General features: G+C 45.3%; 20 protein-coding genes, 2 pseudogenes and 1 riboswitch. Of the genes and pseudogenes, 19 read left to right on the top strand and 3 right to left on the bottom strand.

Annotated features, from left to right (window positions below; all coding sequences use genetic code 11):
• Window positions 1-75 precede the first annotated feature (75 nt).
• From T458_RS49865 to T458_RS49845, 5 genes are all read left to right on the top strand, one after another.
• Window positions 76-885 carry a sugar phosphate isomerase/epimerase family protein gene (locus T458_RS49865; RefSeq protein ID WP_023558655.1) on the top strand — a complete coding sequence of 270 codons (810 nt, stop codon included), beginning with the start codon at window positions 76-78 and terminating at the stop codon, window positions 883-885.
• Between the two features lie 362 nt (window positions 886-1,247).
• Window positions 1,248-1,805 carry an RNA polymerase sigma factor gene (locus T458_RS49860; protein ID WP_023558654.1) on the top strand — a complete coding sequence of 186 codons (558 nt, stop codon included), beginning with the start codon at window positions 1,248-1,250 and terminating at the stop codon, window positions 1,803-1,805.
• The gene (locus T458_RS49855) at window positions 1,802-3,571 is read left to right on the top strand and encodes a DUF4179 domain-containing protein (RefSeq protein WP_023558653.1); all 1,770 of its coding nucleotides are present in this window, start codon (window positions 1,802-1,804) and stop codon (window positions 3,569-3,571) included. Before T458_RS49860 ends, T458_RS49855 begins: the two co-directional genes overlap by 4 nt.
• A gap of 198 nt (window positions 3,572-3,769) precedes the next feature.
• Complete coding sequence (locus tag T458_RS49850; RefSeq protein WP_031306156.1) at window positions 3,770-4,870, top strand: PQQ-dependent sugar dehydrogenase; 1,101 nt, start codon at window positions 3,770-3,772, stop codon at window positions 4,868-4,870.
• 92 nt (window positions 4,871-4,962) lie between these two features.
• On the top strand, window positions 4,963-6,720 hold the full coding sequence (locus T458_RS49845) for a Rieske (2Fe-2S) protein (RefSeq protein ID WP_023558651.1): 1,758 nt from the start codon (window positions 4,963-4,965) through the stop codon (window positions 6,718-6,720).
• Window positions 6,721-6,788: 68 nt separating this feature from the next.
• Here T458_RS49845 and T458_RS49840 read toward each other — a convergent pair whose 3' ends face one another.
• On the bottom strand, window positions 6,789-7,337 hold the full coding sequence (locus tag T458_RS49840) for a TetR/AcrR family transcriptional regulator (protein ID WP_023558650.1): 549 nt from the start codon (window positions 7,335-7,337) through the stop codon (window positions 6,789-6,791).
• 216 nt (window positions 7,338-7,553) lie between these two features.
• Here T458_RS49840 and T458_RS49835 point away from each other — a divergent pair, with 216 nt between their 5' ends.
• From T458_RS49835 to T458_RS49795, 9 genes and pseudogenes are all read left to right on the top strand, one after another.
• A complete protein-coding gene (locus tag T458_RS49835; protein WP_023558649.1) occupies window positions 7,554-8,603 on the top strand; it encodes an NAD(P)-dependent alcohol dehydrogenase in 1,050 nt (349 codons plus the stop codon).
• A gap of 79 nt (window positions 8,604-8,682) precedes the next feature.
• Window positions 8,683-8,997, top strand: a complete 315-nt coding sequence (locus T458_RS49830) for an SDR family NAD(P)-dependent oxidoreductase (RefSeq protein WP_023558648.1) — start codon at window positions 8,683-8,685, stop codon at window positions 8,995-8,997.
• 51 nt (window positions 8,998-9,048) lie between these two features.
• Entirely contained in the window at window positions 9,049-9,612 is a 564-nt protein-coding gene (locus T458_RS49825) for a dihydrofolate reductase family protein (RefSeq protein ID WP_023558647.1), read from the top strand.
• A 201-nt stretch (window positions 9,613-9,813) separates the two neighbouring features.
• Window positions 9,814-10,245: an SRPBCC family protein gene (locus T458_RS49820; RefSeq protein WP_023558646.1), complete on the top strand. Its 432-nt coding sequence runs from the start codon at window positions 9,814-9,816 to the stop codon at window positions 10,243-10,245.
• A 184-nt stretch (window positions 10,246-10,429) separates the two neighbouring features.
• Entirely contained in the window at window positions 10,430-10,744 is a 315-nt protein-coding gene (gene arsR, locus T458_RS49815) for an arsenical resistance operon transcriptional regulator ArsR (protein WP_023558645.1), read from the top strand.
• Window positions 10,745-10,810: 66 nt separating this feature from the next.
• Window positions 10,811-11,248 (top strand): ArsI/CadI family heavy metal resistance metalloenzyme, encoded by a 438-nt coding sequence (locus T458_RS49810; RefSeq protein ID WP_023558644.1) that lies wholly within the window; start codon window positions 10,811-10,813, stop codon window positions 11,246-11,248.
• A complete protein-coding gene (locus tag T458_RS49805) occupies window positions 11,239-11,718 on the top strand; it encodes an arsenic resistance protein (protein WP_023558643.1) in 480 nt (159 codons plus the stop codon). The genes T458_RS49810 and T458_RS49805 overlap by 10 nt, the downstream gene beginning before the upstream one ends.
• A 25-nt stretch (window positions 11,719-11,743) precedes the next feature.
• Window positions 11,744-11,869 (top strand): annotated as a pseudogene (locus T458_RS56665) (arsenate reductase); the annotation flags it as partial.
• Window positions 11,870-11,997: 128 nt separating this feature from the next.
• Window positions 11,998-12,098, top strand: a riboswitch (purine riboswitch).
• A gap of 56 nt (window positions 12,099-12,154) precedes the next feature.
• Window positions 12,155-13,360 (top strand): MFS transporter, encoded by a 1,206-nt coding sequence (locus T458_RS49795; RefSeq protein WP_023558641.1) that lies wholly within the window; start codon window positions 12,155-12,157, stop codon window positions 13,358-13,360.
• Window positions 13,361-13,374: 14 nt separating this feature from the next.
• Here T458_RS49795 and T458_RS49790 read toward each other — a convergent pair whose 3' ends face one another.
• Together T458_RS49790 and T458_RS49785 are read right to left on the bottom strand one after the other, a co-directional pair.
• A complete protein-coding gene (locus T458_RS49790; RefSeq protein WP_023558640.1) occupies window positions 13,375-13,992 on the bottom strand; it encodes a methyltransferase domain-containing protein in 618 nt (205 codons plus the stop codon).
• A 53-nt stretch (window positions 13,993-14,045) separates the two neighbouring features.
• A complete protein-coding gene (locus tag T458_RS49785; protein WP_023558639.1) occupies window positions 14,046-15,023 on the bottom strand; it encodes a DMT family transporter in 978 nt (325 codons plus the stop codon).
• A 153-nt stretch (window positions 15,024-15,176) separates the two neighbouring features.
• Between T458_RS49785 and T458_RS49780 the strand changes: the two genes are divergently transcribed.
• The 5 genes and pseudogenes from T458_RS49780 (at window position 15,177) to T458_RS49765 (ending at window position 18,874) form a co-directional block, all read left to right on the top strand.
• Window positions 15,177-16,040, top strand: coding sequence for a LysR family transcriptional regulator (locus tag T458_RS49780; protein WP_023558638.1), 864 nt, complete (start codon window positions 15,177-15,179; stop codon window positions 16,038-16,040).
• A gap of 27 nt (window positions 16,041-16,067) precedes the next feature.
• Window positions 16,068-16,802 carry an SDR family NAD(P)-dependent oxidoreductase gene (locus T458_RS49775; RefSeq protein WP_023558637.1) on the top strand — a complete coding sequence of 245 codons (735 nt, stop codon included), beginning with the start codon at window positions 16,068-16,070 and terminating at the stop codon, window positions 16,800-16,802.
• A pseudogene (locus tag T458_RS56660) lies at window positions 16,801-17,052 on the top strand (VOC family protein); the annotation flags it as partial. The gene T458_RS49775 and the pseudogene T458_RS56660, both read left to right, overlap by 2 nt.
• 67 nt (window positions 17,053-17,119) lie before the next feature.
• Complete coding sequence (locus T458_RS49770) at window positions 17,120-17,872, top strand: MerR family transcriptional regulator (RefSeq protein ID WP_023558635.1); 753 nt, start codon at window positions 17,120-17,122, stop codon at window positions 17,870-17,872.
• Between the two features lie 225 nt (window positions 17,873-18,097).
• Window positions 18,098-18,874: an isocitrate lyase/PEP mutase family protein gene (locus T458_RS49765; protein ID WP_023558634.1), complete on the top strand. Its 777-nt coding sequence runs from the start codon at window positions 18,098-18,100 to the stop codon at window positions 18,872-18,874.
• Window positions 18,875-18,880 lie beyond the last annotated feature (6 nt).

Genomic DNA, 18,880 nt, shown 5'->3' with positions numbered 1-18,880 from the left:
ACCTATGCCAATTCATTCATAGTATAATAACATAGCTTCACACGCACCAATTATTGGGAAACGAGGAGGATTCTTATGAATGTACCAGGGAATCGACTTATGATTACCATTTATGATTGGTTTGGCTATGAATTGCCGATAAAAGAACGTTATCAGTTAATAAAAGAAGCCGGATTTGATGGCGTTTTAATGTGGTGGAGTGAAGACTTTAATCGGAATGACGATTACCGCAACGGGCCGCAATCTGCGCGAGAAGTGGGTCTTTTTATAGAAAATATCCACGCGCCTGTCAAAAACCAAAACAACCTCTGGCTTGACAATCTGGACGGTGAAGCCTTAACCGATTGTTATTTGCAATGTGTTGCAGATTGCGCCGAGTTTGAGATTCCGACAATGGTGGTGCACCTGCCTAATGATTCCAAACCATATAACGCACTGGGACTGGATAGAATCAAGAGAATCACCGAAAAAGCTGAACAGCTTGGGGTCAATGTTGCACTGGAGAATTTGCGGAACCTTACCAATTTGGCATATGTCCTGGAGCAAGTGGATTCCCTGCGTATCGGATTCTGTTATGACTGCGGGCATCACTACCGCTACTATCCAAGCGATGATTTATTATCCATGTTCGGGTCCCGGGTGATGGCACTACATTTACATGATAATAATGGGAGTCATGCCCAACACGGGTTACCTTTTGACGGTACGATTGATTGGTCAACAACTATGAAAAAAATTGCGGAAACGAATTATTCAGGTGCGACTGCAATAGAGGCCATGAATTGGGATTATGAGAATTTATCGGCTAAAGAGTTTTTACATAAAGCGTTTGAACGAGCAAAAAGGCTGGAAGCATTACGCGAACGGAGTTTGATCGTGGAGTAAGAATTCCTGTTGGATTTTTCTTATTCGGCGTTTTGCTTTTAATAGTAGGGGCTAACGGTGAACAAATTGCAATAAGTTTTTCAAGACCTAGAAACACATGATTCAGTTTAGAGCCATGAATGACTTCACTCTATCGTTGATTCTAAAACTAATTTTCAAATATCTCGTGATAAAGAAGACCGGAACTCCTTGTGCCAGTAGGGGTTCCGGTCTAATACTTTATTTTCACTGAACAGGAAGAGCATCTTTTTTCTATCGTTTTGTAAAAAGTTCGAGAGGGGTAGCTTTCCCCCATCGTATATAGTAGTGAACGAACAAAAAGGAACGGCTGCGCAGCACCCTTTTTGCTAGGAGGTAACAGCATGCAAGATGATCAGGAGATCATTGCGAAGGTTCTTCAAGGAAACAAAGGAGCTTATGCTCTGATCGTCAACAAATACAAAGGGAAAGTCGCTTCTATTCTCCAAAAAAGCTTCCCGCATTCTAATGACATTGAGGACATCGTGCAGGAAGTGTTTATTAAAGCTTACTACAGCCTGCCAGACTACAAGCCCAACCATTCCTTCTCAGCCTGGCTGTATCGGATCGCCATTAATCGCGGGATTGATGAGTGGCGCAAGCGAAAACGGGCTCCTTTACTGGCAGAGATGGATGTAGAGCTGAAAGACGATGGTCCGGCTCCAGAGGATGCCTATCTGGTGAAGGAACAACGCACGGGCCTCAGGCGGCAGATGATGGTCCTCGATTTGGAACACCGAACCGTTCTGGCTCTTCATTATCTTCAGCAGTTGAGCTATCAAGAGATCAGCAGCAAGCTGTCTTTGTCTGTAGATACGGTGCGAATGCGACTGTCCCATGCCAGAAAAAAGCTACGCGAGCAGCTTATCAAAACGGAGAAAAAAGGGGGGCACCCGCTTTGAAGTGCCTTACGCATGAGCAACTGATCGCTTACATGGAAGATCGTTTATCAGCAGTGAACAAACAGAAACTAGAAAGTCACCTCGATCATTGCAGCTTCTGCCAAAAACAGCTGGAGCAATGGATTGATCATTTGGAAGAAACCGTTGAAACCTCTTGGGAAAACACCCTCTCAGAGGACCTGGACCAAAAAATTATCAGCACGCTCTCTCCGCATCCAGTGAGAGTTTTGAATCGTGCCAACCCTATGCCAACCACATCCTTGTGGAAGAAAAGGAGTATCATCATCATGAAAAGAGTGACATTTGCTGCCGCCGCCTTAACAGTCGTAGTCTCTTCGGGAATGCTCATTTCCCCGACCTTTGCCAGCTATGTACATGCCGCTTTCACGAGCAGCCCAATCGATAAAACTGCACCCGAAGCGACTGAGAGTAATGATTTACGGCAAATGGCTTACGACATCGGTATTCGCAAAGCTGCCCAAAATGGATTTGCGCAACCAGTTAATAAAAGCACGACCGATCAAGGAATCACGCTCGAAATAAAAGAGGTTGTGGCTGACCCTCTGCGAATTAGCATACTGGCTTCCGTGAGAGATGAAAACGGCAAGCCACTCGAAATCTTTTGGCAGGATATGTTTGCAAGAACCGACCAAGAGCCCATTTTTACAATCAAGGACCAAAAGGGGAACATTCTCCTGCCTGCACACCCTTCTGACACAAGCAAAGAATCCATCCATAACCCCAATGAAGAGTGGGATAGTGCAAGAAATACGGACGGCTTTCTGTTCTTGAATCGGGAGCTACGAAGCTATTTTGGTGATCTAAGCAAGGTTCCAGACGAGCTGCTTGTAGAATTCGATATCAAAAAAATGGGCGATACAAAAGGAAACTGGAAGCTGTCAGTGCCTGTTGACATGAAAAAGGCAAAAGCCACGACAAAAACACACGAAATCAATAAGTCCTACACCACCCCGCAAGGACTCAAGTTAGATGTGAAACAGATCACGTTTGCACCGAGTGGAGTGGAAATGGTAATCGATCGAAGCGATGCAGAGGACAAACGGAGAAAGGACTACAGCTATGAGCTTGTAGATGACCGGGGGACTGTTCTTGGAGCATGGGATTCTAAGGAAATATTGAGGAAAGCCAGCAAACAAAGAAACGTGATCGATGGTTTGAAATGGCGCCATTCTTTGCCCATGGAGAGCGGGTCCAGAGATTTTCATTATTTCCAGCCCATTGATCCAAGTACATCTATTTCCTTCAGACTTGGTTCTGTATATACAGAAGAATCGGCGGCATTCCGTGCAACACTTGACCTTGATCGCATAGAAAAAGCACCGGTTACAGCAGAAGATCAAGGTGATCGCTTTACCTTTAAAAAGTATGAGTATGTGAAAGATGCGAATAGAGTGGTTGATGTCGAAGGTTTTGATGATGGTGCCTACAGCTTTAACACCGATGGAACCGCTACAAAACTGGAAGGATACCATCTTGCCTTTGAAGGAATGCTTGGGGAAGAGGCCGCGGCTATGTCCCCATTTCGTGCCTATTGGTCCATTACGGACGAAAACGGCAAAAAGTACGACGACGTACAGTATTTTATCGATCGAACCGACTATAAAAATGGGCGGGCGGAATTGACTGGCTCGCTGATCGTGCTAAACATCGAGCCGTTTCCAAAGCAACTGACCATCACCGCTACGAAAAGGATGGTTGAGCATCGCAATGTAGACTGGGATATCCCCGTACTCTCAGAAAAATAGGAGAGCATGGGGCAAGCGGAAAAGCAAACGGCTTACCGAAGCTGGAAGTAAATAATTAGACCGGAACTCCTTTTACCATGAGGGGGTCCGGTCTAATCCTTTATTTCACTGAAGCTTTTGATTTTTATTGAGGGGATTATGTTTCAATTTATAATTATAAACAGATGTTGATTTATCATGGGAGAGGTGAGTAAAGTGGTGATCAAATTTTTAGCAGCATGTATGCTGGCAATCCCTTTCATAGCGGGCTGTTCTGAGAGTGAGCAACAAACGACAGGAATGGCACAGGAAAATTCTGTAGATGAGCCCCAAAATCAAAGATACGAAGTACTGGCAGAAAACCTTGAAGCTCCCTGGTCTATCGAAAAGCTTGGTAATACATTCTATTTGACTGAAAGAGCAGGCTCGATCGTAAAAGTTGAGAGCGGTAAAATGGTTCGGCAAAGTGTGAAATTTGAGAAAGAGATTTCCACAGCTTCAGAGGCGGGGTTATTGGGATTTGTACTTGCTCCTGACTTTTTAGAATCGCAACGAGCGTATGCTTATTATACGTATGAGGACAACTCTGGACAATTTAACCGTATCATTACCCTTCGTTTGGAGGATAACGTTTGGAGAGAAGAAAGCTTGCTTCTCGATAAAATTCCAAGCGGTACCTATCATCACGGAGGAAGGCTGAAAATTGGGCCCGATGGAAAGCTTTATGCAACAGCCGGCGATGCATCTGAAGCGGGTATAGCACAAGATCTTCAATCATTAGGCGGAAAAATTCTAAGAATGAATCTTGATGGATCGATTCCAGATAGCAACCCATTTCCCAACTCCTACATCTATAGTTATGGCCATCGAAATCCTCAAGGAATGACCTGGCTGCCTGACGGAACGCTATATGCAAGCGAGCACGGCAACAATGCAAATGATGAGGTAAATAAAGTGGAAGCTGGTCAAAATTATGGCTGGCCGATTATTAAAGGCTATGAGGAACAAGAAGGGATGGTTTCACCGCAATTTACTTCTGGAGATGAGGCAACTTGGGCGCCATCTGGAATGGACTTTTCTAATGGCAAATTGTATGTTGCCGCATTAAGAGGGTCTGCGGTTTTAGAGTTTGACCTTGAAACAGGTGGATATCGTGAAGTAATAACGGGTCTTGGCAGAATTCGAGATGTTCTGATTGAAGATGACTCTCTTTATTTCATCAGCAATAACACAGATGGGCGCGGGGCTCCACAGGAGAATGACGATAAGCTGTACAGAATTTCACTTTCAGATCTGAAAGAATCAGTGTTGGGTCAATGATGTTACAATACATTATAAATAAAAATATTGACAAAGTTAAAGGGCGATGGTAAATTTTGTTTGAAAATACAGAATAGTAAGGAGGGACAGGTATGCAACAAAACCAAAGCCAGCCTTGGATCAATGCGGGTACACTGGCGTCAATCCAAGAGAAGGGCCACAAGCTAATCCACGGCGGGATCGCCGTGTTCTATCATGAGGAGCAGGTTTACGCGGTAGACAATCGCTGTCCGCACCTGGGATTTCCCCTGCATATGGGTAGCTTGTGCGACGGGATACTCACCTGTCATTGGCATCATGCACGCTTTGACGTCTGCAGCGGTGGAACACTGGATCCGTGGGCGGACGATGTTCCATCCTATGAAGTGAAAATTGAAGATGGGGTAGTTTGGGTGAATCCGCATCCAAAACAGGCGAACAGCATTGAGAAATACAAACTTCGGTTGCGGGAAGGCCTGGAGCAAAATCTGGGTCTCGTGATTGCCAAAGCTGTCGTCGGTTTGGTGGAAGCCGGTGTTTCAGCAGCAGAAATCACGCAGATCGGCATCAAGTTCGGCACCGCATATGGAAGAGGCTGGAATTCGGGACTCACCATCCTTACCGCGATGGCAAATGTGCTGCCGAAGCTAGATAAAGCGGGAACGATCCTCGCTCTTTACCAAGGGCTGCTCCATGTGGCTCGGAATAGCTCCGGTGCCGCGGCGCGACATCTGCTTAAGCCGCTGCCAGGGGCAGATGTGCCGTTTGAGCGGCTGACGGAATGGTACCGCAACTGTGTCGAGGTACGCGATACACAAGGGGCGGAAAGAGTATTGCTCACGGCGATCCGTCAGGGAGCTACCCGGGAGCAGCTTTCGGAGATGATGTTGATCGCGGCGACGGACCACTTTTATTTGGACGGCGGCCATACGTTCGATTTCCATAATAAAGCCTTTGAAGCGCTTGGCCTTATCGGCGAAGAGCACGCCGAGCAGACGCTGACCTCACTGGTTCGGCTCCTCGCCAATCCGACCCGCAGCGAGGAGCTTCATCAATGGCAGTCGCCAGTGAATCTTGTCGCTCCGCTTAAGGAAGCCTTCGTCCAGTTGGAAAGCCTCCCTCTGACTGAGCCCTATATAGATATTTCCGAAGCGGACGAGAAGAAAATTGTGGAGCAGCTGTTAAGCGACGAACCCCTTGAAACGGTGAACCTTGTGACAGAGGTCTTGAAATCCGGCGCACATCCGGCGCAACTGGCCCAACTGGTTGCTTTGGCCGCAGCGGAACGGATCGTCCGTTTCCATACCCAGAATGATTTCGGGGATTGGATCTCCGTTTTGCATACCTTTACCTATACCCATGCCGTACATGAGCGTTTGCGCAGCTCGACCCATCCTCTGCTCATCCGGGCAATCTACCACGGGATAATCAGCATTTATTTGGATCGTTTTTTGAATATTCCAGCGGCACAACGCCCGGATGGCTCGACCGTCCCCCCCGTGGACACTACCAATCCGGAGCAGCTGCTGCAAATTTTGGATCAACGCCAGCAGGTGAAGGAAGCGGCGCGCTGGACGGTCGGCTACCTACACGCCGGCGGCGACCCAGGCGCCCTGCTTAATACGTTGGGCCATGCGCTCTTACGCGAAGACGCCGAATTCCATTCATTTCAAATGTACGAAGCGGCAGTCGCCGAATATGAGCTCTGGGCAGAGCGCAGCGACGCTTTTGCCGCCCGTGCTGGTGAAACGATGCTTTTGGCGGCAACCCGCTATTTGGCGGCCCATGCCCCCACACCCCGCGAACTGCCGCATATTGCCCACATTGCTACACGTCTGTATCGGGGCGAGCGGCTATTTGAAGAGGGGTAAAAATAAAAAAATAGGAGTAAAGAGCAAGAGCGTCCTGGAATTGATCAGGACGCTCTTGCTCTATCTAACTATAGACTTCTCTCTAACAAAGCCCCTACTTGTTTGGCCATGACTTGCGGTGGATACGGCATCCCATTCCGAATCCACCACTCAATTACCCCTACATAGGCGTTTCCAGCGTATTGCAGCATAACATCTTCGCTCAAATCAGTATTTCTGCCGCTTTCTCTGTCAATCTCACCTCTGAATCCTTCAATAAAAGAAGCAAAGAGCCGAGTTCGGAAAGACGATGGGGTTCCTTTACTTGCTAGCATGGTTGAAAAAAACAAATAATTTTCCGCAAAATATTCAAAATAGGGCACAAGAGCATCGACCCAATCCATCTCACATGCCCACTTATCCATCTCTCCTAGTTCGTTAATGTGTGTTTCTATGAGTTTATCCAATAAATCATACTTGTCCTGATAATGAAGATAAATGGTCCCGCGGTTTACATTTGCCCGATCCGCAATATCCTGAATGGTAATCTCATCGAAGTTTTTTTCAGTCATCAGCTCAATCACAGCTTTTTTCAAGGAGTCCTGTGTTTTTAGAATTCTCCGATCCACTTTGGTCATTGAAAATCTCCACCTGGCCTTCTAAGATAATCAACATTTTTGATTAATCTGTTGAGATATCAACATTTTGCGCGTTTTTAACCATTGATCGTACGCATCTTAACCATATAATAATAGACATGTGTTGATTAAACAACCTGTTTTGTTTATTTGGCATCAGTGCGATTGTTGAGTGGAAAGAACACTAATATACCATCAATTTCAGGAGGTTAGACTATGATAACTGTTCATGCACGCGCAACATTCAGCCCAGAAGGTCCATTCAAACTGACCACGATAGAACGCAGGGATCTCCAGCCGCATGATGTCCTCATTGAGATTAAGTACGCTGGTATTTGCCACTCTGACATTCATACAGCTCGCGGCGAGTGGGGACCGGTGAACTATCCCCTGGTTCCAGGGCATGAGATCGCGGGAATTGTCACTCAGGTTGGCTCGGAAGTCACAAAGTTTGCCGTTGGCGACCGGGTAGGGGTAGGCTGCATGGTTGATTCCTGCAGAGAGTGCGCTCACTGCCGTGACGGAGAAGAGCAGTATTGCCTCCATGGAAAGACGGACACCTATGCAGCCATCGACAGGTACGGACACTATACGCAGGGTGGTTATTCCACCCACATCGTCGTAACCGAAGATTTCGTGGTTCGAATTCCGGACGGTATGGAGCTTGATGTCGCTGCTCCTTTGCTGTGTGCCGGCATCACAACCTATTCGCCGCTGCGCCACTGGAGAGCTGCTCCTGGCAAGAAGGTAGCTGTAGTAGGACTTGGCGGGCTTGGACACATGACTGTGAAGCTCGCTCATGCGATGGGGGCAGAGGTTACGGTTTTATCACAAACGTTGAAGAAAAAAGAGGACGGCTTGCGGCTTGGCGCGGATCATTATTATGCCACGAACGATCCAGAGACGTTCAAGCAACTGGCCAGCTCGTTCGACCTTATCGTAAATACGGTTAGCGCGCAAATCGATGTTAATGCCTACCTTTCGTTGCTGGCGCTGGACGGTACACTAGTCAATGTCGGCGCCCCGGCGGAACCGATGTCCGTTAACGCATTTCCACTTATCCTGTTTCGTCGGTCATTTGCCGGCTCGACAATTGGTGGAATTCGCGAAACACAGGAAATGCTCGACTTTTGCGCTGAACACGGCATTGCTCCTGAAATCGAGGTTATTTCTGCTAAGCAAATTGATGAGGCATGGGAGCGTGTACTAGCTTCTGATGTTCGGTATCGATTTGTGATCGACATTAGCACGATGGAGAATGAATAACGATTGATCTTTGCAAATTAGTATGGGGCATGCCAAAAACGGTGTGCCTCTTTCCTTAGCTGAGAAAGGGAGGATTTCAATGTCAGAGAATAGCAAAGTTGCGCTCGTCACTGGTGGGAATCGAGGAGTTGGATTTGAGATGGTCAAACAATTGGCTTTGAGTGGCTATAAGGTGATTTTGACAAGTCGGGATCCAGAGAAGGGGCATCAAGCTGCGCAAAAACTGAAAGAGCTAGCATTAGACGTTTCATTTGTGCAGATGGCTGTCGATCAACAAGACAGCGTTCGTCAAGCAGCAATTGAAGTAAATGAGCGATATGGAAGAGTAGACGTGTTGATTAATAATGCCGGTGTGTATTTGGATTTTTCTAAGGAATTATATGACATAAGGTGACTTATTTAAAGATCTATAATGGAGGTAGATCAACGAAAGGAGAAATAAACCATGAAACGAAGAATCATTTTAGATCTAGCTGTAACTTTAGATGGTTTTATTGAAGGGAAAAATGGGGAAGTGGATTGGTGTATTATGGACCCTGAGATGGATTTTATGAATTTCTTACATCAAATTGATACGATTTTATATGGAAGAAAAAGTTATGATTTATGGGGTCAATTTACTCCAGAAATAGAACATTCTGATACTGAAAAAGAATTTTGGGGACTCGTTCACAGTAAAGAAAAATATGTGTTTTCTAGGACACAAAAGGCGACTGATGATAGAGCAATATTTATAAATGATCATATTCTTGAAGAGGTACATGCATTAAAGAATAAGCCTGGTAAAGACATCTGGCTATATGGTGGAGCAAGCCTTATTACCACTTTTATCAATTTGGGGCTTGTTGATGAATATCGATTATCTGTTCACCCTGTCATTTTGGGAGAAGGAAAACCATTGTTTGTTGATATAAAAGAGAGGTTGAATGTAAAACTGGTTCGTACAAGAACGTTCTCCTCTGGCGTTGTGCAGCTCATCTATCATGTGAAAGGGGATGAACGATATTGACATCGATCTGCGCCAATGCGAGCGGGAAACTGCTTTCGTATTGGCGTTCTTGGACGAATATTTGGTGGAATGAGCGGTGTTTTTAGAATAGCAATCGAAAAGAAATGTTGGTTACAGCTTTCTGTTACATTATGTGCAGGTGAATTGTTCTTCTATCTCGAATTACATGTTTGCTTCTACTTATACGAAGGAGGCTGTCTCATGGCTAAAACTGATCCGGTAACAATAACAGTAGAAACGGTAGTTCATTCCCCCGTTGAAAAGGTGTGGGAATATTGGACGGACCCGGAGCATATCAAGCAATGGAATAACGCTTCGGATGACTGGCACACGCCATACGCCGAGAATGATCTAAAGGTAGGCGGAAAGTTTGTCTCCAGAATGGAAGCAAAAGACGGCAGTTTTGGCTTTGATTTCGGCGGAGTATACGACGAAGTGAGTACGAATGAGAGTATTGCCTATACGATGGGCGACGGTAGAAAAGTGAAGATCGTCTTTCTTCGCCAAGAGAACGACACACGAATCATCGAATCGTTCGATGCGGAAGAGACTAACACAGTCGAGATGCAGCAAGCCGGATGGCAGGCCATTTTAGATAACTTTAAAACATATGCCGAGTCGGTAAAAAAATAATAAGAATCATTTGGCTCTTAGAAGCGCATGCCAGCATCGGCATGCGTTTTGCTATAGTCGAAGTAATTCCATTATTGTACCCCCACGATTAATCAAAAAAAATTGATATTGACTATTGCATCTTCTTGGAAACCGTGCATATAATTAATATATCAAAAAAAATTGATGAATGAGGTACTCTTCGATGAACGATTTGAAACAGAAGTTGGAACAATATGAGAAGAAATTCAAAGCTCTTGCTGATCAGAAACGGTTAGAAATCATGTATGAGCTTTGCCAGAGAGGGAAAACATGCGTATGCGATCTAACCGAAATTTTTGACATGCCCCAATCCAAGCTATCGTATCATCTCAAGATCTTGTTGGACGCTAACTTGATCATGAAAGAAACAAAAGGGACATGGAGTTATTACGATTTGAACGACAGTGAAGTGAATCAGTTGTTGTCGGAAGAGCTTTGTTGTATTTTCCGGAAAACAGGTAAAGGCACCTGCTGCTAATTTTTTTTTACACCTTACATCAATTTTTTTTGATTAACAGTACTCACTTTAAGGGAGGAATACGAAATGAAATATGTTCACGTTGGGATTAACGTTACGAACCTGGAGAAGTCAGTTGATTTTTATCAGAAGGTATTCGGAGTAGAGCCTGTGAAGGTAAAGACAGATTATGCGAAGTTCCTGCTGGAGACCCCTGGGCTTAACTTTACATTAAATGTTCGGGACGAAGTTCGTGGGAATCAAGTCAGCCACTTTGGATTCCAGGTTGCAAGTGCAGAGGACATCATTGTTCATAAGGAGAGGCTAGAAAAAGAAGGTTTTTTCGCACGTGAAGAGATAGATACGACATGTTGTTATGCCGTACAAGATAAGTTTTGGGTTACAGATCCAGACGGTAATGAGTGGGAATTCTTCTACACCAAGTCCGACAGCGACATGCATAAAATTGAAGCCACATCTTGCTGCACAGCGTCACATACAGTAGCAAGCCAATCGTGCTGTTAGACAAGACAAGGGGGGTACTTCATGAAACAACTATAATTTCTCGATCGTTTCTTACCCCTTTGGATGAGAAAGTGTTTATCCCCAAAATCAGCCCGATCACACTGATTGCATTGCTCTTTACGATTGTCGTTATGTTCTCCATACAAGGAGACAATATCGTAAGCATACCATTAGATGTCGTTCGCATCGCGATTCCACTTCTTCTCTATTTCATCTTGATGTTCTTCGTTTCTTTCTTCATGGGCAGGAAGATAGGCGCCAATTATCCGGTTACGACGACCCTTGCGTTTACAGCGGGGAGTAATAACTTTGAGTTGGCCATCGCTGTGGCAGTTGGTGTCTTTGGAATTCACTCCGGTGCCGCCTTTGCAGCTATCGTCGGTCCTTTGATGGAAGTCCCCGTGATGATTGCTTTGGTTCATGTCGCATTGTGGTTCAAGCGGAAGTATTTTGCCAACACACAACTTTAATGAAAGCGGAGAGGGTGAACCTATCATGGAAAACAAAAAAACGATTTACTTTTTATGCACGGGCAATTCTTGCCGAAGCCAAATGGCCGAAGCGTGGGGAAAGAAATATTTGGGTGACGCGTGGAATGTGTACTCTGCTGGAATTGAAGCGCGTATGAAAAAATTTAAGGAAACAGGAGATTAAAAGTATATGAAAAAAGGAGAGCTTTGTAGCTGGTTGAAATCTCGGTGGAGGGATTTTACTCTTGAAAGGTAAAATGAAGTGTAGTAAGATCAACACTATTAAACAGAATACGTACCTGTATAACCTCGAGAATATGGCTTGAGGGTCTCTACCAGGAACCATAAAAATCCTGATTACAGAAAATGATTGATTCATTTTTTGTAATTAGGATTTTTTTATTTTCAATCAACACGAAAGGATGAAAAACAGATTATGAATGTGAAGGTTTTCATATTAGCCTTATCGACCGTAGCAGTTGGATTGGTAGAGTTGGTCGTAGGTGGGATATTGCCGACGATAGCTGACGATTATCACATATCACTAAGCGCTGCCGGACAGTTGATTTCAGTGTTTGCTCTTGTGTACGCTATTGCCGGGCCAGTTTTGCTCATATTAACTAGCAAATTGGAACGCAAGAACGTATATCTTGCTTCCCTGTTCGTTTTTTTTCTCGGCAATATCATGACCTATTTCAGTCCGAACTTTACCTTTATGATGATCGCAAGGGTGCTGACCGCAACAAGTACGGCCTTGATCGTCGTACTGTCCTTGACGATTGCTGCGAAAATAGTTGCTCCTGCTCACCGGGCAAAGGCTTTAGGGCTTATTTATATGGGAATCAGTTCGTCACTTGTGTTAGGTGTTCCACTCGGAATCCTGATTTCCAATGCATTTGGGTGGCGCGTCATATTCCTGGGAATCGCTGTGTTATCAATCGGGTCCATGGTGCTGATTTCACTTTTTTTGGAGCGCATTCCTGGGGAAAAAACGATTCCGCTTTCACAGCAAGTAAAAGCAGTAGGCAGTGCAAAATTGGGTAGTGCCCATCTTGCTACCATGTTTATGCTAGCGGGACATTATACGCTTTATGCCTACTTCACGCCGTTTTTAGAAACGAATCTTCATCTGGATTCCCAGTGGGTCAGTATCTGCTACTTTGTATTTGGTATTGCAGCTGTATGTGGTGGGGCATTGGGCGGAACACTTTCGGATTGGATTGGCGCTCGTAAAAGCATTATCATCGTGATTAGTGCATTTGCTATTGTATTAGGCTTATTGCCCTTTACGACTTTTTCCCTATTCCTATTCATACCGATGATGATGGCGTGGGGTGCATTGAGCTGGGGTCTGGCACCACCGCAACAAAGTTATTTGATTCAAACCGACCCTGCTACGTCCGATATTCAGCAAAGCTTTAATAATTCCGCCTTGCAAATCGGTATTTCGCTTGGATCGGCAATTGGCGGGATCGTGTTAAACCAGACTGGTACGGTTTCCAGTACAGCCTGGTTTGGGAGTGTCATTGTCATAATCTCCTTGCTATGTGCCGTCTTTTCATTAACAAGACCGGCCATCGTAAGAGGAAATACGATGGTGGCCTCGTCTGAGGGAGTCCCTGCCAGAAGGACGGGGAGTTGAAGCGAGGAGTTTTTTTAAGACGGCTTCTTGGCAATCAGTATTCTTGAAGCATGACGATGGGGAACGCCGCTTGAATAGCAATCGAATATGAATTCTTCCGTGAATAGTGTCTTCCAATCTGCATAATAGCCTTGCAATTCATTTCTTTGATAGAGATACTCATTTTTCCCCCAGTCCGGGGCGAGCGCGATGTCGGGATGTTCAGAGAACGCGAATAAAACATTCAGACCGCCAGGCAAGGTGTTCTCTTTAAAATGCTTGAACTGCTGCGCTCTATTGCTTGGATGAATATATTGTAATGTTCCAATGGAATAAACCAAGTCAACAGGATGGGGGAAAACAAAATGGTTTATATCGCCTTCGACGGTTCTGATCGTCGTACCCATTTCCTCTGCTAATCTTTCAGCTTTAGCGAGGCCAGCAGGAGCAAAATCCATTGCCGTCATATCAAAACCTTGCTTGGCCAAGAAAACACTGTCTCTTCCTTCTCCTGCCCCCAAATCAATCGCCTTTTTCCCTTGGATTTGCTCATTTGGGATGTATTCCAATACTTTCTGTGGCAACTTGTTTGGCTCTTTCCCCCAATAGTATTCTTCTTGTAAATAAATCTGCTGCAATTGTTCTTTGTCCAACGTGATTACCTCCAACGTTTTTTCTCATCATAAAGCTTCACGCGACGAGAAGGTCAATACGGAATGGAAGAGATGGACCTCTTGCCTTTTTCTCGTGCAGCTGCGCGGTGTCCAAGCTGTTTTCTCTGAAAATGATTGTTTCGGATCAAAGCAAAAATGACGAGCAAGGTGCCGTAACACTCAAACATGCTGATCTCGTAGCCTTGAAAAGACATCATAATCAAAGTGGTAATAGGGACCAGGTTGATAAATAAAATGCCGTTTAACGGAGTCAGGGCTTTAATACCGGCATTCCAGCTCAAAAGGGCGGCCAACCCAGGAAAAAGCACCATGAAGGCCATTTCGTATTTGACGGACATCATGCTCTCCCAGCTAGGGACGGGAATCCATTGAAAGAGAGATCCGATCGTAACAATGACGAAAGAAACCGCAGTTCCCAATAAGCATGTCAAGGTCGAATATCGCAGTGTAGACCAATTGCTAAAATGTCCTCCGCCGAGAGAGTAGACAACCCAACCTACCACACCGGCGAAAATCAGCAGCAACGGGAAAACCTGCTCGCTTGCCGTGGCGAAAAAAGCCAGGCTCCCTTTCGTAATCACGAGCAATGCCCCAACCAAGGCAATGGCGATGCTGGTCCATGTATAAGAGGGCGGAAGCTTTTTGGTGGTGACTGATAAAAGGAGGATGGAGATCATGGGCATAAGCACTTCCATGATGGATGCAGCGATGGTGCCTGCCTCGCCCATGAGATGCTGCCCCAGGAAGACCCCCATGTTGTAGACCGTAAATGCCATTGTTCCAAAGAACACCAGAGCCTTCACCCGCCCCTCCAAGCGAAAGGCAGAAAATCCCTCCTTGATCCAAAGCAGGCCGCACAGAATGACAGTAACGAAGAAATAGCGAAGAAACGAGAAATAAAATGGATCGATCTGCTGCAGGGCGATGTGGGCGACGGGAAACATCGCTCCCCACGACACGCTGGCGATCATGCATAAGATTGATCCTGTGATGATTGGTTTGTTTTTCATGGTGAAGCTCTCCCTTTCAATCTTGATTCCTCTAAGATCATAAGGGATGGAAACAAGATAGTATAATGATTGAAAATCAGGTATTGTATCATTTTTAGTGATAGTTACATCGAAAGAACTCCATTGGGGAGGAAGCATGAGGAGAGGGAAAAAGTGGAGCTGAACGATTTGAGGATTTTCCAAATGGTGGCTACGCTAGGCAGCGTGAGCAAGGCGGCGTCCGAGCTGAGTTACGTGCAATCCAACGTGACGGCAAGAATCAAACTGCTGGAAAAGGAGCTGGGGACGCCCTTGTTTTATCGTAACAAGCGAGGGATGACGTTGAATGCAGAAGGGAGGAGACTTCTGGAATTCTCACGGGATATACTGGTGAAAGTGGAAGACATGCATCGTTATTTCAATCAAACCTCCACGCCTTCCGGGGTTTTGGCGATTGGGATGGTGGAGACGATCCATGCGCTTCCCGACCTCTTATCCTCTTATTGCAGTCAGTATCCGCAAGTGGATTTATCGCTTAAGGCAGGAGTAACAGAGCATTTGCTTCAGGAGGTACTGGATGTGGGGCTGGACGGAGCGTTCGTCACAGGCCCAATCAACCATCCACTGATTGAACAAGTGAAGGTTTTCCAAGAAGAGCTTGTGCTCGTCACTAAAAGCAGCTCCTTCGCCGTTGATGACATGACAGATAAAGCGTTGCTCCTGTATCACAAAGGGTGCGGGTATCGCGAGCGGCTGGAGGGCTGGATGAAGCTTGCGGGATTGATTCCGAGGAAGGTGATGGAGTTCGGAACGTTTGACACGATCATCGGCGGAGTTGCTGCAGGAATAGGGATCACCATTATGCCGAAATCAGCGGTGAGACATCTAGCTGAAAGCGGGATGATTCATCTTCATCGGGTACCAGAACCTTATCAGACTGTGTCCACGGTTTTCATACGAAGAAGGGATACCGTCATCACGAGCACGATGCAGTCCTTTCTGGACGAGATCAGCCAGCACAAGAAAAGTACTTCTTAGCATTCATGATGTGAGAGGAGTTTTTACATGCTAAGCAATAGAAAAGTAATCGTCACAGGTGCGGCTTCTGGCATCGGAAAAGCAATTGTGAATCAATGCTTGCAAGAAGGAGCTTCAGTCATTGCGTGCGATCTTAATGAACAAGCCTTGCTTGTTTTGAAAGAATCATTGAATGACAGCACTGTGCTAGATACCTATCCGATGGATGTAAGGAAGTATGAAGAAGTCGCTGCGTTTTTCGCTTATGTAGAAACAGAGCATTCCGACGTAGACGGTTTGGTTAATAATGCAGGAATTTATTTGGCCAAACATATACTGGACTATCAAGAAGATGAAATCGATAAAGTCCTCGATATCAACGTCAAGGGTTATATCTACTTCTCTCAAATGTTTGGCAAGAAATTGTTTCATAGCCAGCGCAAGGGAGTAATCGTGAATCTGTCCTCCGTGTCTGGTCAGGAAGGGAGCTCAGATGCCATTTATGGATCATCGAAAGCTGCCATACTGGGCTTAACAAAAAGCTCTGCCATGAATTTCTCGCCTTACATTCGGGTAAATGCTGTCGCTCCCACGATGGTGAACACATCCATGATGGATTCCATACCGGAATGGAGAAAAAAAGAGTATCTCAGCCATCAGCTTATCGATACGCCTGTATTGCCTGAAGATGTTGCCGATACCGTTGTCTTTTTGCTGTCGGATAAATCGAAGCATTATACGGGTGCGACATTCGATATCAATAATGGAGGTTACTTAAGATAATCGCAAAGATCTGGCACATGACGCGAAGCTTCCACTGACCGCATCGAGCCATACTGAATGTAGCATTGGTCACAATGTGGAAACGAAAGTAGAGGTTGATCAGGTCATGGAGCTGGCAAAGAATGCTGGTGCGACGATTACCGTACCGCCCCATGACACTTTTTGGGGTGGATATGCTGGTTACTTTCAAGACCCGGATGGTCACTTGTGGGAAGTGGTATGGAATCCGCAATGGGTCATACAAGAATAATGGGATGACGAGTTGCTTGACTCTGACCTTACAGGAGCCTTTAGAATCGGAAGCGAGGTGAAGGGAAGTGCTCTATACGGTAAAGGAGCTATCCGATTTAGCAAAGGTGACGGTAAAAACATTGCATCATTATCACAGGATTGGTCTTTTGTTGCCGCATAGTGTGAGCGATGCAGGTTATCGTCTGTACGGAGAAGAAGAGCTGGAGCGTCTACAACAGATTTTGTTCTACCGTGAGCTGGACTTTCCCCTCAAACAAATTAAACAACTTTTGGACGGAGAACCAGAACGATTGTCGATTTTGTCAAGTCAAAAGCAACTTCTGCAAGCGAATAGGAGCAGAATGGAGCGCTTGATACAGACGATTGACGAGTCGATCCGGTGTACCGAGAAAGGGGTAAGGATGGATACAAACAAGATGTTTAGCGGATTCCAAAGTGAGCAAGAGTGGAAGGAAGCTTTGTCACGGCAGAATGAGTATTTGAAGGAAAAGTATGCGTATGACTTGATGGAGGAGAATTCGATTGATGTTGATGCCATGAATGAAGCCGCTCAGGAAGCCAAGCATTTTATGGATGGAATGGCTCAGACATTGAAGGAAGGTATCAAGCACGATGATCCAAAAGTAGAACATCTCATTACGCAACACATCGTGTCACTAAACAGCCAAGGACACATGACAACAGCAAAGGACTTTGCCGCCCAGGCTAGATTCTTTGTACAGGATGAGTTTCACAGAAATATGCTCGAAGCTCAGCAGACAGGGTTAGCGTATTATTTATGCGTGGCAGCGGAGGATTTTGCATCGAAGCAGGGGTAATGAGTAGTCGGGGGGTTGCTTTCGGGCAGCTCCTTTCTCAGATTGTAATGGCCGATGGCACCAAGGTGCTTTCGGTCATTCTTGTTTTTTCGGTGCTAATAATGGGGTGAGTTCAAGCCTCTATGCCATCGACTTAGACAGACCATAAGAGCAAGAATGGAGACGAATGATAGGTCGCTTCCTTGTTAAAATGGGTCCAACAAACAAACAACGGGAGGAAATAAAGTGAATAAGATTCAACAATTCAATGAGATGCATACGGCAAAGGAGCTGTTATTTTTAGGAAACGCATGGGATTTGCTTTCTGCTTTGACACTCGAAAAGGCAGGATTCAAAGCAATTGGTACAACAAGCTGGGGAATCGCAAACTCGCTAGGACTCGCAGATGGTGAATTGATTGATTTTGACAGGCATTTGGGAATCATCAAAACGATAACAGAGAATGTGAAGGTTCCCGTTTCCGCTGACATCGAGGCAGGGTATAGTGAAGACATAAACAAAATCATTGATCATGTGTTGAAGACAGCAGATGTCGGGGTTGCTGGTATCAATATTGAAGATTCATTGAAAACATCAAGTGGATTAAGAGAGATTTCACAGCATTGCAAACTCCTGGAGAACATGAGAGCTGCGTTAGATCATCATGGTTATACAGGTTTTTACATCAATGCCAGAACAGATACTTATTTTCAAAGGCAAAACCCTTTCATGGAAACAGTAGAACGGGCAATGGCGTATGTTGAGAGTGGTGCTAGCGGGATCTTTGTTCCCGGTCTGATCGACCATGATGAAATTAGAGATATTGCAATGAAAATTAGTGCTCCACTAAATGTATTATCATTACCTGGACTAACGAATTGTCATAAGCTTAAAGAACTTGGTGTAAGACGTTTTAGTTTTGGAAATGCTCTGTCTGATAAAGTGATTGCTTATATCGAAAAGAATGCACAGGAATTAGTAAGGCTAATGGATACCTCCCATTTGTATGAGAACGAGAGATAGTGCAGA

Source organism: Brevibacillus panacihumi W25 (assembly GCF_000503775.1).
Classification (GTDB): Bacteria; Bacillota; Bacilli; order Brevibacillales; family Brevibacillaceae; genus Brevibacillus; species Brevibacillus panacihumi_A.
This window is presented reverse-complemented; position numbering and strand designations above follow the sequence as displayed.